The sequence below is a fragment of the Methylophaga sulfidovorans genome, assembly GCF_900114205.1.
Taxonomy (GTDB): domain Bacteria; phylum Pseudomonadota; class Gammaproteobacteria; order Nitrosococcales; family Methylophagaceae; genus Methylophaga; species Methylophaga sulfidovorans.
Genome location: NZ_FOSH01000001.1, coordinates 173,709 through 192,617 on the forward strand (window position 1 = coordinate 173,709; position 18,909 = coordinate 192,617).

Below are 18,909 nucleotides of genomic sequence, written 5' to 3' on the forward strand. Positions count from 1 at the left end.
TCCTCTAACTTTAAATTAGCTGAAACGATCAACCAGATGAGTATTCAAGTCAAATTTTTTGCCAGCCTTCGAGAAAAACTCGGTCAATCCGATATGGAACTGACTGCGGCTACTACTGCTCAGGATGCCTGGAACCAGGCTACCCAAAATAAACCTGTGCCTGATAATCTGCTTGTCGCTATCAATTTGGACTACGCAAAACTCGACACACCATTACAAGATGGTGATGAAGTCGCCTTTTTTCCGCCGGTAACCGGAGGTTAATATGGCCAGTTGGGTAAGTGACAGTCTCATCGAACCATGGCAGCTCATCGCTGAGCAACAAGCAGCGCAAAACATAGAGGGTCAGTATGGTGCGACGGCTAGTTTCATCGGTTCTATGCGGGACTTTAGTGATCGTACTGATATAAAAAAGATGGTGCTCGAGCATTACCCAGCGATGACTTCCCGCTACCTGGAAAAATTAGAAGATACCGCCCGGCAAAGATGGCCACTACTAAACTGCCTGATAGTTCATCGTGTCGGTGAAGTACACCCAGGCGATGCAATTGTCGTCATTGCCTGCTGGTCAGCCCATCGTCGTGCCGCACTGGATGCCTGTGACTGGTTAATTGAAGAATTAAAATACAAAGCGCCGTTCTGGAAAAAAGAGTTTACAGACGACGGCGGACATTGGGTTAGCGGCAATACCGACGGACATTAATCTCAAGGATAGTCACATGATTACTGCACTCTATGCCAGCCTCTGCGCCTTACTGATTGTCAAACTATCCCTCGGCGTTATCGCAGTCCGTCGTCAACGTAAAATTAGATTAGGCGATGGTGGTGATGAAGAATTACAAGCAGCCATTCGTGCTCAAGGTAATGCCACTGAATATATTCCTATCACCTTAATTTTGATGTTTCTGTTGGAAAATATTGTTGTCTATAACTGGATAATTCATCTTGCCGGCATCACATTACTGACCGGCAGAATCATCCATGCAATTGGTATTAAAAACAATGATCTGAAAAAGCGTGTTCTCGGAATGAAAATCACGCTTTACCTGATTATTGCTTTATCCATATTAAATATTGTCTATTTTGCTTTAGCCTATTTAATGCCGCTCAATTGACGTTAATTACTGTCCAAACCCAGCTCATCCCAGATAGCATCAATGCGCTTGACGACCTCAGCATCACGTACAATCGGCCGTCCCCATTCTCTATCGGTTTCACCCGGGAGTTTATTGGTGGCATCCATGCCCATTTTCGAACCCAGTCCCGAGACCGGCGAAGCAAAGTCTAAGTAATCAATCGGCGTATTTTCCACCAGCGTGGTATCCCGCGCAGGATCCATACGAGTAGTGATAGCCCAAATCACATCTTTCCAGTCACGTACGTTGACATCATCATCCACTACAATCACAAATTTGGTATACATAAACTGGCGCAGAAATGACCATACCCCCATCATCACGCGTTTAGCATGACCCGGATACTGCTTTTTCATACTGACCACTGCCATTCGATAAGAACAGCCTTCTGGTGGTAAGTAGAAGTCGACAATTTCTGGAAATTGTTTTTGTAATATCGGCACAAACACTTCATTTAAGGCAACACCAAGAATTGCCGGTTCGTCTGGTGGGCGACCAGTATAGGTACTGTGGTAAATCGGATTCTGGCGTTGTGTAATTCGTTCGATAGTAAACACAGGAAATGTATCGACTTCATTATAATAGCCAGTGTGATCACCATACGGCCCTTCCGGTGCCATATCGTCTGGATAAATAAAACCTTCAAGCACGATTTCTGCGTTAGCTGGCACCTGTAAGTCGTTACCCATACATTTCACTAATTCGGTTTTGCTACCGCGTAATAATCCCGCAAACGCATATTCAGACAAAGTATCAGGTACAGGCGTCACCGCCCCTAAAATGGTGGCAGGATCACAGCCCAACACTACGCTGATAGGAAATGGCTGACCTGGGTGCGTCTGCTGCCATTCTTTAAAATCCAGAGCACCACCACGATGTGATAACCAACGCATAATCACCCGATTTTTACCGATGACTTGCTGGCGATAAATCCCCAGATTCTGCCGTTCTTTGTGCGGACCTTTGGTTACTACCAGTCCCCAGGTGATTAAAGGCGCAGCATCTTCTGGCCAACATAGTTGGATTGGATACTTAGCCAAATCAATATCATCACCTTCTAGCACCTGTTCCTGACAGGCCGCTTTTTTGACTACCTTAGGTGACATGGTCAGCACTTTTTTAAAGATGGGGAGTTTCTCCCATGCGTCCTTCATGCCTTTGGGCGGTTCAGGTTCTTTCAGAAAAGCGAGTAATTTACCGATTTCACGTAAGGCCTCAACAGTATCTTCGCCCATCCCCATTGCTACACGTCTGGGTGTGCCAAACAGGTTCAGTAACGCAGGTACGTTTGATCCTTTTGGATTTTCAAACAGTAATGCCGGACCACCAGCACGTAACACGCGGTCAGCAATTTCCGTCATCTCCAACGCAGGATCGACCTCTGTTTTAATCCGTTTTAATTCACCCTGTTGCTCCAGGCCATTAATAAAGTCACGTAAATCGGTGTATTTCATTTGTTATATAGGGGCTCAGTTAAAAATGTGAGAACAGACAGTATTCTGTAATAGCAAATCTACTTCTTACTTTAGCACTCAAGAGGGTTGATTGGCTGATTGAAGGGTTTGTCTTTGTCATTTTGACCGTTGATTTCTATCATTGTCTTAAGCAAATAGCGCATTACTGGCTCTTTTAATAAGCTCTTTCAGGATAGGCGGGTTGACTCTTTTTTCGACATAAATAGCATAAAACTCTTCTATAATTTCATCTGTTTTACCAATCGCAATTACATTATTTTCTTGCTCAACCTCATGTTCAATAACCGAAGGCGCGTTAAAAACGCCAACACCTTCCTGACCAAAAGCTTTCATCAAAGCACTATCATCGAATTCGGCAATAATACGCGGTTTTATATGGTGCTTTGTCAACCATTGCTCAATATGTGAACTCAATTCATTATGTGTGTTTGGCAACAACATTGGTGCATTATTCAAACATTCGGGGAAAGGACCTTTAAGCTGCGCTTTCAACTCAGGTGTTGCAAAGAAACTCATCGAGGACTGTCCGAGTTTATGGCTAACACCTCTCATGCTTACCGTTTCAGGAATGGCACGGTCTGCAATAACTAAATCTAAACGATGTAAGGTTAACTCGGCTAATAAACTATCTAGATCAGCTTCTCGACAATCCAACCTTATAGATTGTTCATCAGTTAGAGCGGGCAATAAAATTTGATGGGTAATTGATTTTGCTAAAACATCAACAATACCTACTTTTAATAATTGAGGGCGAACAGCGGGTAGATCCAGCAACATCTGCTCTAGCTCATTTCCAAGTGAGAAGATCTCATCCGCATAACTCATCACTTGATTTCCCACCTCTGATAATTCTAGGCTTCGACCCACCTTATTAAACAGTTTCACACTGTAATATTCTTCTAACAGGCTCAACTGCCCACTAATAGTTTGGGGGGTTAAATGTAGTCTTTGGCTAGCCTTGGTCACACTCCCTTCTTTAGCCACTGTCCAGAAATAATGCAGATGCTTGTAATTCATCATGAACAACCCTTCGTATTTTACGAACTATCCACCAATAAAATTCGAATTTTATTACATATCTAATGACATTAATATACGAGCATGACTTTCAAAAGGAGAACATCATGCAAATTGATATCCAAGCACGGTCATTTAAATTAACAGCATCTCTGAAAAAGTATGTTGAAAAAAAACTCAAGATATCTCTCTCTGGCTGTCAGGATCGTCTACGCCGAGTTGTAATACGTTTATCAGATATTAATGGGCCAAAAGGTGGCGAAGATAAACTCTGTCATATTCAAGTGGTGTTACCTGGTATGCCGGATGTAATTATCGAAGATACAGAAAATGATATGTACGCAGCGATTAACAAGGCCTCCGATAGAGTAAACACCGTGGTGACTCGTAAACTCTCTCGAAAAAAGTTAAAAGCTAGACATAGTCAACCTTTACGCCGTCATATAACGGCTTAGATTTACTAAAGGAAAAGATGATGGACACAACTAATAAGCTTTATTCCAGCCAACAACAGCTTGCCACTTTAGCAACTAATAAGGTCATTCGTAATACCTATCTGTTGCTATCGATGACGCTGTTATTTAGCGCATTAACGGCTGGCATATCGATGAGTCTTAATTTGCCCCATCCCGGCATGATTCTGACTTTAGTCGGATATTTTGGCTTACTATTTTTAACGCATAAGTTTCGTAATAGCACGGCTGGTTTAGTCTCAGTTTTTGCTCTAACAGGCTTTATGGGATTCACCTTAGGTCCAATTTTGAGTAGCTACTTATCACTGCCAAATGGTGGACAAATCGTAATGAATGCCATGGGTATTACGGGTGCCATGTTTATCGGTTTATCGGTTTATGCAATACAAACCCGCAAAGATTTTAGCTTTATGGGCAGCTTCTTGATGGTGGGCATTTTAGTCGGTTTTGTCGCTGCTCTGGGAGCCATGTTCTTCGAAATGCCAGGCTTATCCTTAGCTGTATCAGCGATGTTTGTTCTACTTATGGCTGGTCTGATTTTATACGAAACCAGTAATATTATTAACGGTGGTGAAACAAACTACATTATGGCAACCGTCACTTTATATGTATCCATCTTTAATTTATTTACCAGTTTACTTCATCTACTTGGTGCAATGAGCAGCAACGATTAAAGAGAACTATGGGAGATGAGATGAGGGGCGAAAATTGCTCCTCATCTTTATTTAAAACTATAACTCAGCGTTTATGCGTTCTATTGCATTCCTAATTAGAACATCTGCAAGCTCATATTTAGATTGAAAAATATAGCAAACCACCCCAATATAGCTATGGAATAAGATTTATGATTACCGTCCGTTGGAGATTGTTATGGCTGGAGGATGGTCCCGAGACGGGGCAGTACAAGATCAAATAGATGCCAGTGTTGATGATGCGATACAGCAAGCTCGTTCACGTTTACCACAAGGCGAAAGTCTGACGCACTGTGAGGAATGTGATGCTGAAATTCCTGAAGGTCGACGTAAAGCTATTCCCGGCGTTTACCTGTGCGTGAAATGCCAGCAGGAAATAGATAATGAAAATAAAGCAGCCGGTATGTTTAATCGTCGGGGCAGCAAAGATAGTCAACTACGCTGAGTTCAAACACAGCTACTTTATAAAAAGGGGCTCCGGCCCTTTTTTAATGTCTGTGAACATTGAGTTTTTCTTACTATTTCAATTGTCACAAAACTGTCACACTCCTCACGCATAATCATAATATTTTGATATCAGCGCTATTTAGTTCTTTTTCAGTCACCTTATGGAGTTGACAATGACAAGCACAGAACAGGTAAGCAGTCCCCGCAAGAAATTACTCACCCCGGCCCAGGTTAAACGCTGTAAGACGATAGCTGCTTCCACTAATGACTATAGTGCTCGGGCTAATGTGTTGCTTTCTCTCCATAGCGGTGCCAGCCAAATGCAGGCAGCAACACAAGCAGGACTGACTATCGGCCAGGTGCGTTATTGGGCTGCTCGATTTCGCCAACTAGGTATGGATGCCTTCCCTGCCAGTTCAATTGAAAAGTCTGTACCTAGTACACAAACAACAGACGTCTTAACTGAAGAGAAACCTAAAAAAGTCAAAAACAAAGATAAGAAAAAATCCAAAGCTGACAAAAGCAAAAATAAAGATAAAAAATCTAAAAAGGATAAGTCCGCTAAAAAAGATAAGAAAAAAGCTAAAGATAAAAAGAAAGCCAAAAAATAATCGCATTTTTCGGCACTGGGCTTATCTTGGAGTAGCCAATACAAGTGAATCAAATCATGGACGTTTGCTTTTCAAGAACGCTAATGACCATGGTATGTGATTTTCATTACCAATATAGCTTGGCCTCCGACATTCAGATATAAGTTGACTCTATGTCATTTATTGTTCAGCCTGATCTGTGTATAGCCGAAAAATAATCAATATTGAAGAGAGAATAGCTAATGAAAAAATACCTTGTTTTAATCCCTTTGCTTTTTCTTGCACAGCAGGCACTTGCTGTAGATGTACAGGATGAAGAGGCCTACAAAAAGCACTACAGCGAGCAACTCCGTCCCATGGTGATTAAAAAGCTCGGTATGGACAGACCTGATCTGAGTGCTGCGGCGATTAAAAGAGAAGCCGATGCTTATGTACAGAAAATGGCTGGATGTCAGTTGGAAGGCTTAGGCATCTTCCCTGAAAAATATCGTGAAAAAGCGATTATGCCTGTTGCAAAAGGCGGTGATGTCGCACAAGCCACGCAAGCACTGAACGAAGAAATCAAAAAAGATATTGATGCTGGCAAAATTTCTAAAGATGAAGTGATGACGATTATCCAATCTGCACAACAAACCGTTCAGATTTGTGCCAATTCTTGATAAGCACAACACTTACTAGAATAAAAAAAGGGCCTTTCGGCCCTTTTTTAGTGTTATGCAGCAATACCAGAATGCCTTAATAAAGCATCTATTTCAGGCTCTCGGCCACGGAATGCAATGAATAATTCCATCGGCTCTTTTGAACCGCCCTGCTCCAGAATATTATTCAAAAACTCCAGCCCCGTTTCACGATCAAAGATACCTTTTTCCTCAAATTTAGAAAACGCATCAGCTGATAATACTTCTGCCCACTTATAGCTGTAATAACCAGCCGCATAACCACCAGCAAAGATGTGGCCAAAGCTATGAGCAAAGCGATTAAATTTTGGCGGCTGTACCACTGCCACCTGTTCTCGTACTTCGGCCAGAATTTTATCCACTTGATTGCCACCTTCAGGATCAAATTCAAGATGTAGACGGAAGTCAAAAATAGAGAACTCCAGCTGACGAACCATCATCATCGCTGACTGGAAATTACGGGCAGCGATCATTTTTTCATAGAGATCATCAGGCAGTTTTTCACCAGTTTCATAATGACCTGAAATCAGATCTAAGGCTTCTCTTTCCCAACACCAGTTTTCCATAAACTGACTAGGTAACTCGACAGCATCCCAAGCTACCCCATTAATTCCTGAAACACCGGCATAATCAATTTTTGTCAGCATATGATGCAGACCATGACCAAACTCATGGAACAAAGTCGTGACTTCGTCATGAGTAAATAAGGCCGGTTTGTCACCGACAGGCTCTGAGAAATTACAGGTCAGGAAAGCCACCGGAGTTTGCACCCCTTTTGCTGTTTTCCGGCGTACCAGACATTCATCCATCCATGCGCCGCCACGTTTGTGTTGACGCGCATATAAGTCGAGATAGAACTGGCCACGTAAATTACCGTTAGATTCGCGGATTTCAAAGAAACGTACATCTTTATGCCAGGTATCGATATCAGTACGTTCACTGATAACTAAACCGTATAAACGATTAACTACAGCAAACAAACCGCTCACGACTTTATCTTCCGGAAAGTATGGCTTTAGCTCTTCCTGAGAAATGCTATAGCGTTGCTGCCGTAATTTTTCGGCAAAGTAAGTGACATCCCATGCTTGTAGCTCATCCATGTCGGCTGTTTCTTTTGCAAAGGCTTTGAGCTCTTCAAATTCTTTAATCGCAATAGGTTTACTGCGCTCAGCCAGATCATTTAGGAAATCCATCACCTGTTCTGGGCTTTGTGCCATTTTTGTTGCTAAGGAACGCTCTGCATGATTGGCAAAACCGAGTAAATTAGCTAAGCGATGACGAAGCTTAAGAATATCGGCCATGACCTGAGTATTGTCCCACTGACCGGCATTGGGTCCCTGGTCGGAGGCTTTGGTCGCAAATGCGGTGTACATTTCTTCACGAAATTCACGATTATCCGCATAAGACATGACCGGCATATAAGATGGGAAATCCAGCGTAAATACCCAGCCATCAACATTATCACGTTTGGCAAATTGCTCTGCCATGGCAATGGTCGATTCAGGTAATCCAGATAACATTTCTTTGTCGGTAATATGCTTTTTCCAACCGTGAGTCGCATCCATCAGGTTTTCTTCAAACTTAGCGCTCAGTTCGGTCAGTTTTTGCGTGATGTTTTTATATTCATCACGATCGGCCTGATTTAGTTCAACCCCGGATAAACGGAAATCTCTGACGGCATTATCAATCACTTTTTTCTGGGCAGTATCCAGTGATTGATAAGCTTCACTATCAGCCAATTGTTTATATGCGCGATACAGGTCTTCATTTTGACCAAGCTCTGTACCGAACTCACTCAGCATAGGCAAACAAGCATTGTAGGCTTTCCTTAATTCATCAGAGTTCACCACTGAATTCATATGACTCACCGGTGACCAGACACGATCAATCGATGCATCAATATCTTCCATCGGCTCCACAAGGGTTTCCCATGTCGGATGGCTGACTTGAGTCAGTAATTTATCTACGGCCTGGCGCGCCTGACTAATGGCTTGCGTCACAGCGGGCTCGACATGCTCAGGTTTAATCTCAGAGAAAGGCGGTAATTGGTAATTTTCTAATAATGGATTGCTCATTGGGCGTCTCATTTTTGTCTATGTGTTTAATGATACGACAATTAATTCAATAAGTTATCGTCATCATTCTGCAACAAAATTTTCATCATGCTGCAATATTTATTCGTTAGTGTGCCCTCAAAATACTAAGGAAACGACACATTATGCAAACACAAGTGAGTCACAAAGAGAAGTTAAAAGTTCGCAGCGTCTGGATTTCTGATATCCATCTGGGCTTTCGCGGTTGTAGTGCTGACTTTTTACTCGACTTTTTGCATAAGGTCGAATGCGATTATTTATATCTCGTCGGTGACATTGTTGACGTCTGGGAAATGAAAAAACGTATGTTTTGGCCACAAGCACATAATAATGTTATCCGCACCTTACTAGGTAAAGCCAAACACAATACTAAAGTGATTTATGTACCGGGCAATCACGATGAGTTATTGCGTGATTTTGACGGGGCTGTATTTGGCAATATCGAAATTCAAAACGAGATAGTACATACCACCGCAGACGGCAAAAAACTCCTCATCTTGCATGGTGACCAGTTTGATAGTGTGGTTAAGATTTCGCCCTTACTGGCGAAGCTAGGTGGACGTTTATATGACTATTTATTAAGAGCTAACCGGATAGTAAATTACGTTCGCCGTAAAATGGGGTTTTCATACTGGTCGTTAGCCGCATTCTTAAAACATAAAGTAAAAAATGCCGTGCAATACATTAGTAATTTTGAAGAAGCTGTGGCCCATGAAGCAGCTAAACAAGGTGTTGACGGTGTTGTTTGTGGCCATATCCACCGCGCTGAAATCACTCATATTAATAATATCGATTACTTTAATTGTGGTGATTGGGTAGAAAGCTGTACTGCTTTAGTTGAGCACCCTAACGGCAAAATGGAAATTTTGTACTGGGCCGATATTATCGAACAACCACAAGCCATCGTTCAGGCTGCCTGATGAAAATCGTCATCATCACTGATGCCTGGGAACCGCAGGTCAATGGGGTGGTACGTACCCTAAAGCAGACCCGTAAACATTTAATTGAATTGGGTCACGATGTTCATCTAATCACACCGGATCAGTTTAAGACTATCCCCTGTCCAACATATCCAACCATCCCACTGTCATTATTTCCGAGCAGAAAAGTCAGTAAGCTGCTTGATTCATATCAGGCTAATGCCATTCATATCGCGACGGAAGGTCCTTTAGGTATGGCGGCAAGAAGATGGTGTATTAAAAATGGTGTGCAATTCACCACTTCTTACCATACTCAGTTTCCTGAATATGTTCGGTTACGACTACCCATACCGCTAAGTTGGAGTTATGCATGGTTTCGATATTTTCATGGAAAAGCGGTGCATACCTTGGTTCCAACAGCCTCTCAAAAACAACGTTTGATTTCTCATGGTTTCAGGAATGTTGAAGTATGGGGTCGCGGTGTAGATACCGATATTTTCACACCTGATAATCCAAAACAGTTAGGTTTAAAAGGCCCTGTTTTTATGAATATGGGACGCGTGGCGATTGAGAAAAATATTGAGGCATTTCTGCAGTTAGATATTGACGGTAGCAAGGTAGTGGTGGGTGATGGTCCGGATCTGGAACACCTTCAGCAAAAATATCCTAATGTTATTTTTACCGGAGCCAAGTTTGGCAAAGAACTCGCCTCATATGTCGCTGCAGCAGATGTGTTTGTTTTCCCAAGTAAGACAGATACTTTTGGACTAGTATTACTGGAAGCTATGGCCTGCGGAGTCCCCATAGCCGCTTATCCTGTGACTGGCCCGACCGATATCGTGCAACAAGGCGTTACCGGATTTCTTGATGACGATCTCGCAACTGCAGCAAAAAAAGCTTTAACACTGTCCGCTGATAGCTGTATTGAATATGCAAAAAATCATAGCTGGATGGCCTGCACAAAAGTATTTTCAGACTTCATGTTTAACAATCAGCAGACCAGAAAGTCGGAAGATACTGATATAACAAATCACTCATTCTGGTGCCTATAAAAATCAGCCGTGTTGTTTTTTTGCCACTTAGTTCACAATACCATGTCATAAACGCAACAGATGACTTGCATTGCTATAAGTCCGCGTGCGATTATTTCTCGGGTCGATAAGAATAAAATTTAAAGGATCATAATTCGATGTCTACCCTGAGCTCAGTTTTCAAACTCGGTTTTTTGGCAACAGTATTGCTGCTCACTGGCTGTGCCACAAGCAATAATCCCAAAGACCCTCTTGAGGGTTACAACCGTGCAATGTACAAATTTAACGATACAGTGGATAAAGCCATCCTAAAACCTGTTGCAAAGGGTTATGACACAGTTATGCCAGCCCCTCTTAGCCAAGGCGTGAGCAACTTTTTCAGTAACCTCAACGATATCACTGTGATTATCAACGATTTATTACAATTTAAATTTAAACAAGCGGCCGACCATACTGGTCGTTTTGTACTAAATACAACAGTCGGTGTTGCGGGTATTTTTGATGTTGCCAGCCTCAGTGGTAACTACAAAGGTAATGAAGATTTTGGTCAAACACTGGGGGCGTGGGGTGTAGAACCTGGTGCCTATGTCGTACTGCCATTTTTTGGACCAAGAACTGTGCGTGACTCATTTGGCATGATCGGTGACTACTATACAGATCCAATGACCTATGTAGAGGGTCCAGGGGCTCGTAATGCATTCCGCGCTGTTCGCATAGTTGATACCCGTGCCAATTTACTAAAAGCTGAAAAAGTACTTGATGAAGCCGCAACGTCGGATGAATATAGCTATGTGAGAGATGCTTATCTCCAGCATCGTCAATATCTTGTCTATGATGGTCATCCACCAAGTAGCGATGATGACTTCGATGTGTTTGACGAATGATCTAACGACAATTCGCAAGCGAGTCCTTATAATGATGAGCCGGGTATATCCCGGCTTTTTCATATCTAGAATTAACATTTAATCTACATGGAAGCTCATGACAACCATTCTGTTTATATCCGCCATTATTGCTGGGTTCGTGATTTTGATTTGGGGAGCAGATCGTTTTGTTGATGGAGCCGCAAATATTGCCACCAATTTTGGTGTATCGCCTCTCATCGTAGGTCTCACTATTGTTGGTTTTGGTACATCCGCACCAGAAATGTTGGTTTCTGCTTTGGCGGCTATCGACGGTGCACCGGCTTTAGGTATTGGTAATGCCATTGGCTCCAACATCACCAATATTGGTCTGGTACTCGCTATTACCCTACTTATTGCCCCTCTGACTGTGCATTCAGACACATTAAAACGTGAGTTCCCCGTCTTATTATTTGTCATGGCATTGTCATTGGTATTGATGCTTGATGGCGACCTAAACAGAATGGATGGCATCATCCTATTTAGTGGATTTATTTTTACCTTGGCGGGTATGGCTTGGCTAGCCATCAAAGGCGCTAACAAGCAAGATCCACTGGAAGCCGAGTTCGAAACAGAATACGGCAGCAATAAAATGACGGCGAAACAAGCGACATTTTATTTTGTGATTGGCCTTATCGCTTTGTTAGTCGGCTCTAAATCGCTGGTCTGGGGTGCAACCGGTATTGCTCACTTACTTGGGGTTAGTGACTTAATCATTGGCCTGACGGTAGTCGCAATTGGTACCAGTTTGCCTGAACTGGCAGCTTCCGTTGTTTCAGCCTTAAAAAACGAACATGATATCGCCGTCGGTAATATTCTGGGTTCTAATATATTCAATATTCTCGCAGTGTTGGCCATGCCTGGATTGATTGCACCATCGCAGATTGACCCGATGTTACTGTACAGAGATATTCCATTCATGATTGGTTTGTCCGTTGGGCTCTACTTATTTGCCCGTTTTAGCCAGAATGGACGGATTGGCCGTGTCGTCGGTGTACTGATGTTATTTGTTTATGTCGCATACAATGGTCTACTTGTTTATCAAAACACACCAGGGTTAAGTTAAACGTGATCGATAAAGAGAAACTCCGCACACTTGCCAAAGCTGTTATTGATACAGAAATTGAGGCTATTCAGGCATTACATGAACGTATCAATGAAGATTTCATGCGAGCCTGTGAGTTTATGCTCAACTGCCAGGGCCGTGTGGTCGTGATTGGTATGGGGAAATCAGGTCATATTGGCAGCAAATTAGCTGCAACTCTTGCCAGTACAGGAACCCCTGCTTTTTTCGTTCACCCCGGTGAAGCCAGCCATGGTGACTTGGGAATGATTACAAATAAAGACGTCGTTCTTGCTTTGTCTAACTCCGGTGAAACCAGTGAAATTCTAACCATCCTGCCATTGATTAAACGTCTTGGCATTCCATTTATCGCCATGACAGGCAGACCTGAGTCAACATTAGCCACCTGTGCCACCGCGCATATAGATGTCAGTGTTGCGCGAGAGGCCTGTCCCTTAGGCCTTGCCCCAACCTCAAGCACTACAGCAGCTTTGGTCATGGGAGATGCGCTGGCAGTGGCTTTACTGGAAACTCGCGGTTTTACAGCTGAAGATTTTGCACGCTCTCATCCAGGAGGCCTGTTAGGCCGGCGTTTATTGCTTCGTGTTTCTGACATTATGCATACAGGAGATGCCATCCCCGAAATCAATGAACATGCTCTCATCAGTGAAGCATTGATTGAAATGACCAACAAAGGTCTCGGTATGACGGCAGTGGTCGATGAAAAACAACGTATTTTGGGCGTATTCACCGATGGTGACTTACGCCGCGTGTTATCTCAGGAAATAAACATTCACACAGAAAAGTTGGCAGCCTTTATGACACGACAGTGTAAAACGGGAACAGCGGAAATGCTGGCTGCCGAAGCATTAGAATTAATGCAACGGTTTAAAATTAATGCCTTACTGATAGTCGATAAAGAGCAGCGATTGTGTGGTGCTATCAATATGCACGATCTTCTTCGGGCAGGTGTCGTTTAAGAGAAACTCATGCAAGATATTTTAGAAAAAGCAAAAAAGATAAAACTCGTCGTATTCGATGTTGATGGTGTATTAACTAATGGTCAGATCATCATTGGTGATAACGGTGAAGAATACAAAGCTTTCCATTCACGCGACGGTCATGGTATGAAACTGTTGCAATATACAGGTGTTGAAATTGCCATTATTACCGGCCGCACATCCCGTACAGTTGAACACCGAATGCAAAGTTTAGGTATTAAATATGTTTACCAGGGCCAACGAGTAAAACTGCCAGTGTTCCAGCAGCTGATAAAAGAACTTAAATTATCACCGGAAGAATGTGCCTATGTTGGCGATGATTGGGTAGACTTATCAATTATGAGCCGCGTGGGACTTGCCATAGCTGTACAAGATGCTGATCCTATTGTGAAAAAACATGCTCACTTTATTACCACCTCAAAAGGTGGTCACGGCGCTGCCCGAGAAGTATGTGAGCTGATAATGGAAGGACAGGGAAACCTGCAAGAACAAATTGAACGCCATTTTTAATCTGCCACTTTATCTACGCTTATTATTGCCTCTGGTAGCCATCCTGAGTATATGGCTTCTATTGTCCGGCGATAACGAAGCTGTAGAAGCTGAAAAAAACGATATCCATCGCAGCAGTGATTACGCAATGACAGATTTTACGATGACAATCATGGATATCAATGGCACACCAGCCAGGGTCATCAAAGGCAAAGAAATGGCTCATTACCCAGCGGATGATAGTACTGAAATCATTGATCCTGTTGCAGAATTCCTAAAGCCGGGTAAAGACTCATGGGTCATCACCTCAGATCATGGTCATACCCAAGGTGATAACAAAACTATCCTGTTAACAGGAAATGTTATTATCACTAACGAGAATGATCCGGCATTTAAAATGCTGACCGATAAGTTAACTTTAGACACACAATACAATACTGCATATACCGACCATGCTGTCACCATCAAAACACCAAATGGCGATACTGAGTCAGTAGGTTTACATGCAGATATGAATGATGAAACCATTAACCTGCATTCCAGGGTGAAAGGACAATATGATGCACCTGCTAACTAAGTTATTAACGGTATGTTTGATGTTACCAGCAATCAGTTGGGCGTTGCCGAGTGACCGTGAAAAGCCGATTAATATTGAAGCCGACCATGCTCAGATGGATGATCAGGAAGGTGTAACCCAATACAAAGGCGATGCCATCCTCACTCAGGGTACATTAAAGATTACAGGTGATATCATCACGTTTTACTACAATGAAAATAAGCAACTGACCAAAGCCGTTGCTGTAGGGAAACTGGCTACCTATCAACAAGTTCACAAACCTGGCGAATCACCGGTAAAAGCGAAAGCTATTCGTATGGAATACTATGCAGATAAGCAAAAAATTTACCTGATAGGTGAAGGCCATGTCTGGCAAAATGGCGATGAATTCATTGGTAACCGCATTGAATATGACATCGCTAAAAATGTTGTCAGTGCTAACTCTGCACCGGTGAATGTAGGTGGTGAAACACATGATTCCGGTCGTATCCACATGATCATTCAACCTATGACACAGCAGAAAAAAGCTAAGCCAAGCAAGCCGAAACCTAAACAGGCTGAGACGCCTAAAGTAGTAGCCCCTGCTAAAGCACCAGTTGAGACTGAAAAAGCCACACCAACAACACCCAAACCAGCAGCTGACGCACCATTGCCTGTTAAGGAATATTCAGAAGTTATTACAACCAGCCGTTTAAATGTGCGCACTGGTCCAGGAACTGGTTATCAACGCCTCGGCACGCTGGATCAAAATCTTCGTGTGATCGTTTTAAGCCGTCAACAGGGCTGGGCTCAAGTCAGAGGCATGCTCAACGGGGAAACCGTGATTGGTTGGGTGAATGATTATTATCTAGAAGCGATTGATAACTAATGAGTATCCTTTCAGCCCATCAGCTTGCTAAGCAATATGGCGATAGGCAAGTTGTTAAAGATATATCACTAGACGTTAATAGTGGTGAAATTGTGGGTTTGTTAGGGCCCAATGGTGCCGGCAAAACGACAAGCTTTTATATGATTGTCGGTTTAGTACCCGTTGATCATGGTTTTATTTATCTGGATCAACAAGAACTTACTCATTATGCCATCCATGATCGGGCTAAACTGGGTATTGGTTATTTACCGCAGGAAGCCTCGGTTTTTCGTAAACTCAGTGTGGAAGATAATCTTTACGGCATCATTGAAACCCGTACTGAACTGAATGATCTCTCCAAACGACAACTACTCGAACAATTACTAAAAGACTTCCATATTGAACATATTCGCCATTCAAAAGGAATGGCTTTATCAGGTGGAGAGCGAAGACGCGTAGAAATTGCCCGTGCACTTGCTATGGATCCTCAGTTTATTTTATTAGATGAACCTTTTGCAGGCGTGGATCCGATTTCAGTACTGGATATTCAAGGCATCATTCAAGAATTGGCAGCACGAGGGATCGGTATTTTAATCACCGATCATAATGTCAGAGAAACACTTAAAGTTTGCCAACGAGCTTATATCTTCAACGAAGGTGAGGTAATTGCCCGTGGCACGCCTGAAGACATTCTTAAAGACAAAAATGTGCTAAGTGTCTATCTGGGTCGCGATTTCAGAATGTGAGATTACTAGCGGAATGACGATCTGTTCAGTTAATATAAAAACAGGTTCACTCCGGCTATCTCTATGTATTTAAAATGGCTTTTTATTATTTTTGTTTTTCTCAACAGTCCCGCACTGTTTGCAGAAACGAAACCTGATAACAAAAATCTTAAACGAGTCACCATCAAACTCCATTGGCAGCATCAATTTCAATTTGCCGGTATCTATGCCGCTAAAGAAAAAGGTTTTTATCGTCAGGCAGGCTTAGACGTCCATATTCTCACGGGTTACACCCATCCCTACGATGAAGTGGAAAATGGCAATGTCGATTTTGGTATATCTGGCACAGGAATAGTGATGGAGTATATGAAAGGGAGACCTTTTGTAGCTCTGGGTGCCACATTTCAGACTAGCCCATACGTGTGGCTGGTCAAAGCCGACTCAGGTATTTATTCTGCAGCAGATTTTGTTGGCCGAACCATCAACCGACAATCTGAAGCTGACGATTTAACCGCTATATTTCTTCAACAACGTATTGATACATCAAAAATTCATTTTGTTTCTACCAGCAAAAACTATCTGAATGATCTGATTAGTGGTCGCATTGACGGTATAACAGCCTATATTTCAAATGAACCGTTTTACATGCAGGAGCAGGATGAACCCTACCGGGTAATATCGCCACACGACTATGGCATCAATTTCTACAGCGACATTCTGTTTACTACTCAACACTATATTAATGACAACCCAGATGTGGTAGATGCATTTCGAAACGCAACTTACCGAGGATGGACATACACTGCTGAACATACTGGTGAAATCATTGATTTGGTATTAGAAAAATATAATCCTCAACAAAAAACCCCTGCTCATGTTCACTATGAAGCAGAACAATTATTAAAGCTCAGCCTTTATCCGACAGTTGAGTTTGGTCATACCACACTGAGTCGCTGGAAACAGATTGCTGACGTATACGAAAGCTTAGGCGTCAATAATAAACAACGTGACCTGGATGAATTTATCTATACAGAACCGGACAATGAGGTTCTGATGTTTAAATGGTTAGTTATGATTCTTGGCAGTCTTAGTCTTGTCATTATTATTTTCTATCTGTTCAAACACCACCATAACCGCATATTAACGGAAGAGATTCAAGCCAAAACCGAATCAATAAAACAAGAGTTAGAGAACCGTTTTGTCTTAGAAGCCACCGCTAAACAGGAAAGTCTCAAGTTACAGACGTTACTCGACAATACAATTGATAGTGTGATTACTATCGATGGTAATGGCATCATCGTTAGCTTCAATAAAGCCTCGGTACAACTCTATGGTTATGACGCTGATGAAATTATCGGCCAGAACATAACAGCATTAATGCCAGCCAGTTATCGAGATATGCATAAATTGGGAATGTCACGTTTTTTATCCACCGATGAAAGTCGGATTATTGGCAAGCCAGTCGAGTTAGAAGCACTTCATAAGAGTGGCAGTATTTTCCCGATTGAATTGACTATCAGTCATTTTAAATGGGATGAAAAACATTTTTTTACCGGTATTGCTCGTGATATTTCTAAACAAAAAGCCGAACAAAAAGCCTTGATTCAAGCCAAATTAGAGGCTGAACGAGCTAATAAAGCCAAATCAGAGTTTTTGTCCGCCATGAGTCATGAACTTCGAACTCCATTAAATGGCATTTTAGGTTTTTCTCAACTTCTTTTGACAGATAATGAGCCACCGCCCTCAGAACACCAACGTCATCAAATCAATCAGATCATTGAAAGTGGCGAGCACCTTTTAAATTTGATTAATGACGTACTCGAACTGTCTAAAATTGAATCAGGAAATATTCAGTTATCTATTGAGCATATTCCAATCAAACATATTTTTGATGCGTGCCTACCTATGTTGGAAACACTGGCAAAAAAATATGATGTAGACATCACCCTGCCAGAACAGAATGACACCGTGGTGGTTGCCGATCTGACCAAACTGAAACAGGTCTTCATCAACTTAGTCACTAATGCCATTAAATATAATAAAGCAGGTGGTCAGGTCATTATCGCCACACGGCTGGTCCCACAAAATGGCTGTTTAAAGATGACGATTACCGATACAGGTCATGGCATTCCAGTCAGCAAACAGGCCCATGTCTTCAAGGCTTTTGAACGTTTAGGCCAAGAATATGCCAATATTGAAGGCAACGGTGTGGGTCTGAGTATCAGTAAACGTCTCATCGAAGCAATGGGCGGTAAAATTGATTTTGCCAGTACAGAAGGTCAAGGCAGTAGCTTCTGGATAGAGCTCCCTTTATCAACACAGCAACCGGCTTGGCAATCTGATCAGCGTCCGGCTTTAGAGCCGATCAAAAAGCCGGTTTCAACACGCCGTAACGATACACCACTGAATACCGAACCACGACATGTGCTTTATATCGAGGACAATCCAGCGAATATTCGCCTGATAGAAGTCTTCTTTTCGCGTTACCCGCATGTAAGCTTTCATAATTGTATATCCGCCGAAGAAGGACTCGAATTCATCAAGCAACAGCGTCCTGATCTGATATTGATGGATATTAATTTACCCGGTATGTCAGGTATCGAAGCAACAGAAATACTCAAAAGCTCTGCTGAATTTAAAGATATAGCTGTTATTGCTCTAACCGCTGCGGCAATGCAGGAAAACAAAGACTCTGCGGAAGGCTTATTTACCGCGTATGTGACCAAACCGATCGACTTCGCGCAATTAACTCAGCTATTACGCCCCTATCTCTGA

General features: G+C 42.5%; 21 protein-coding genes. 18 read left to right on the plus strand and 3 right to left on the minus strand.

Annotated features, from left to right (window positions below):
* The first annotated feature begins 36 nt into the window (after nucleotides 1-36).
* From moaD to BM232_RS00880, 3 genes are read left to right on the plus strand one after another with little or no spacing between them, the layout of a single operon-like run.
* Nucleotides 37-264 carry a molybdopterin converting factor subunit 1 gene (moaD, locus tag BM232_RS00870; protein ID WP_091711397.1) on the plus strand — a complete coding sequence of 76 codons (228 nt, stop codon included), beginning with the start codon at nucleotides 37-39 and terminating at the stop codon, nucleotides 262-264.
* Nucleotide 265: 1 nt separating this feature from the next.
* Entirely contained in the window at nucleotides 266-703 is a 438-nt protein-coding gene (locus BM232_RS00875) for a molybdenum cofactor biosynthesis protein MoaE (RefSeq protein WP_091711301.1), read from the plus strand.
* 16 nt (nucleotides 704-719) lie between these two features.
* Nucleotides 720-1,115: an MAPEG family protein gene (locus BM232_RS00880; RefSeq protein WP_091711302.1), complete on the plus strand. Its 396-nt coding sequence runs from the start codon at nucleotides 720-722 to the stop codon at nucleotides 1,113-1,115.
* A gap of 2 nt (nucleotides 1,116-1,117) precedes the next feature.
* On the opposite strand, the gene ubiD is transcribed toward BM232_RS00880, so the two are convergent.
* Entirely contained in the window at nucleotides 1,118-2,590 is a 1,473-nt protein-coding gene (gene ubiD / locus BM232_RS00885; protein ID WP_091711303.1) for a 4-hydroxy-3-polyprenylbenzoate decarboxylase, read from the minus strand.
* Nucleotides 2,591-2,737: 147 nt separating this feature from the next.
* Entirely contained in the window at nucleotides 2,738-3,631 is an 894-nt protein-coding gene (gene nhaR, locus BM232_RS00890) for a transcriptional activator NhaR (protein WP_091711304.1), read from the minus strand.
* Nucleotides 3,632-3,735: 104 nt separating this feature from the next.
* Here nhaR and BM232_RS00895 point away from each other — a divergent pair, with 104 nt between their 5' ends.
* From BM232_RS00895 to BM232_RS00915, 5 genes are all read left to right on the plus strand, one after another.
* Nucleotides 3,736-4,083 (plus strand): HPF/RaiA family ribosome-associated protein, encoded by a 348-nt coding sequence (locus BM232_RS00895; protein ID WP_177207230.1) that lies wholly within the window; start codon nucleotides 3,736-3,738, stop codon nucleotides 4,081-4,083.
* A 20-nt stretch (nucleotides 4,084-4,103) separates the two neighbouring features.
* Nucleotides 4,104-4,775: a Bax inhibitor-1/YccA family protein gene (locus tag BM232_RS00900; protein ID WP_091711306.1), complete on the plus strand. Its 672-nt coding sequence runs from the start codon at nucleotides 4,104-4,106 to the stop codon at nucleotides 4,773-4,775.
* 196 nt (nucleotides 4,776-4,971) lie between these two features.
* Nucleotides 4,972-5,238: a DksA/TraR family C4-type zinc finger protein gene (locus BM232_RS00905; protein WP_091711307.1), complete on the plus strand. Its 267-nt coding sequence runs from the start codon at nucleotides 4,972-4,974 to the stop codon at nucleotides 5,236-5,238.
* A 175-nt stretch (nucleotides 5,239-5,413) separates the two neighbouring features.
* The gene (locus BM232_RS00910) at nucleotides 5,414-5,851 is read left to right on the plus strand and encodes a helix-turn-helix domain-containing protein (protein WP_091711308.1); all 438 of its coding nucleotides are present in this window, start codon (nucleotides 5,414-5,416) and stop codon (nucleotides 5,849-5,851) included.
* 221 nt (nucleotides 5,852-6,072) lie between these two features.
* Nucleotides 6,073-6,489, plus strand: a complete 417-nt coding sequence (locus BM232_RS00915) for a hypothetical protein (RefSeq protein ID WP_091711309.1) — start codon at nucleotides 6,073-6,075, stop codon at nucleotides 6,487-6,489.
* A gap of 53 nt (nucleotides 6,490-6,542) precedes the next feature.
* Here the strand turns inward: BM232_RS00915 and prlC are convergent, their stop codons facing one another.
* Nucleotides 6,543-8,582 carry an oligopeptidase A gene (prlC, locus tag BM232_RS00920; RefSeq protein WP_091711310.1) on the minus strand — a complete coding sequence of 680 codons (2,040 nt, stop codon included), beginning with the start codon at nucleotides 8,580-8,582 and terminating at the stop codon, nucleotides 6,543-6,545.
* Between the two features lie 143 nt (nucleotides 8,583-8,725).
* Here prlC and BM232_RS00925 point away from each other — a divergent pair, with 143 nt between their 5' ends.
* The 10 genes from BM232_RS00925 (at nucleotide 8,726) to BM232_RS00970 (ending at nucleotide 18,909) form a co-directional block, all read left to right on the plus strand.
* Nucleotides 8,726-9,520 (plus strand): UDP-2,3-diacylglucosamine diphosphatase, encoded by a 795-nt coding sequence (locus BM232_RS00925; protein WP_091711311.1) that lies wholly within the window; start codon nucleotides 8,726-8,728, stop codon nucleotides 9,518-9,520.
* Nucleotides 9,520-10,572, plus strand: coding sequence for a glycosyltransferase family 4 protein (locus tag BM232_RS00930; protein ID WP_091711312.1), 1,053 nt, complete (start codon nucleotides 9,520-9,522; stop codon nucleotides 10,570-10,572). Before BM232_RS00925 ends, BM232_RS00930 begins: the two co-directional genes overlap by 1 nt.
* A gap of 137 nt (nucleotides 10,573-10,709) precedes the next feature.
* Complete coding sequence (locus tag BM232_RS00935) at nucleotides 10,710-11,435, plus strand: MlaA family lipoprotein (protein WP_091711313.1); 726 nt, start codon at nucleotides 10,710-10,712, stop codon at nucleotides 11,433-11,435.
* Nucleotides 11,436-11,532: 97 nt separating this feature from the next.
* Nucleotides 11,533-12,519: a calcium/sodium antiporter gene (locus BM232_RS00940; protein ID WP_091711314.1), complete on the plus strand. Its 987-nt coding sequence runs from the start codon at nucleotides 11,533-11,535 to the stop codon at nucleotides 12,517-12,519.
* Between the two features lie 2 nt (nucleotides 12,520-12,521).
* On the plus strand, nucleotides 12,522-13,496 hold the full coding sequence (locus BM232_RS00945) for a KpsF/GutQ family sugar-phosphate isomerase (RefSeq protein WP_091711315.1): 975 nt from the start codon (nucleotides 12,522-12,524) through the stop codon (nucleotides 13,494-13,496).
* A 9-nt stretch (nucleotides 13,497-13,505) separates the two neighbouring features.
* Nucleotides 13,506-14,027: a 3-deoxy-manno-octulosonate-8-phosphatase KdsC gene (kdsC, locus tag BM232_RS00950; protein WP_091711316.1), complete on the plus strand. Its 522-nt coding sequence runs from the start codon at nucleotides 13,506-13,508 to the stop codon at nucleotides 14,025-14,027.
* Complete coding sequence (lptC, locus tag BM232_RS00955) at nucleotides 14,011-14,583, plus strand: LPS export ABC transporter periplasmic protein LptC (protein ID WP_245752783.1); 573 nt, start codon at nucleotides 14,011-14,013, stop codon at nucleotides 14,581-14,583. Before kdsC ends, lptC begins: the two co-directional genes overlap by 17 nt.
* Nucleotides 14,564-15,430 (plus strand): lipopolysaccharide transport periplasmic protein LptA, encoded by an 867-nt coding sequence (gene lptA / locus BM232_RS00960; protein ID WP_245752784.1) that lies wholly within the window; start codon nucleotides 14,564-14,566, stop codon nucleotides 15,428-15,430. Before lptC ends, lptA begins: the two co-directional genes overlap by 20 nt.
* Nucleotides 15,430-16,155 carry an LPS export ABC transporter ATP-binding protein gene (lptB, locus tag BM232_RS00965; protein WP_091711317.1) on the plus strand — a complete coding sequence of 242 codons (726 nt, stop codon included), beginning with the start codon at nucleotides 15,430-15,432 and terminating at the stop codon, nucleotides 16,153-16,155. Before lptA ends, lptB begins: the two co-directional genes overlap by 1 nt.
* Before the next feature lie 63 nt (nucleotides 16,156-16,218).
* Complete coding sequence (locus tag BM232_RS00970) at nucleotides 16,219-18,909, plus strand: ABC transporter substrate-binding protein (protein WP_091711318.1); 2,691 nt, start codon at nucleotides 16,219-16,221, stop codon at nucleotides 18,907-18,909.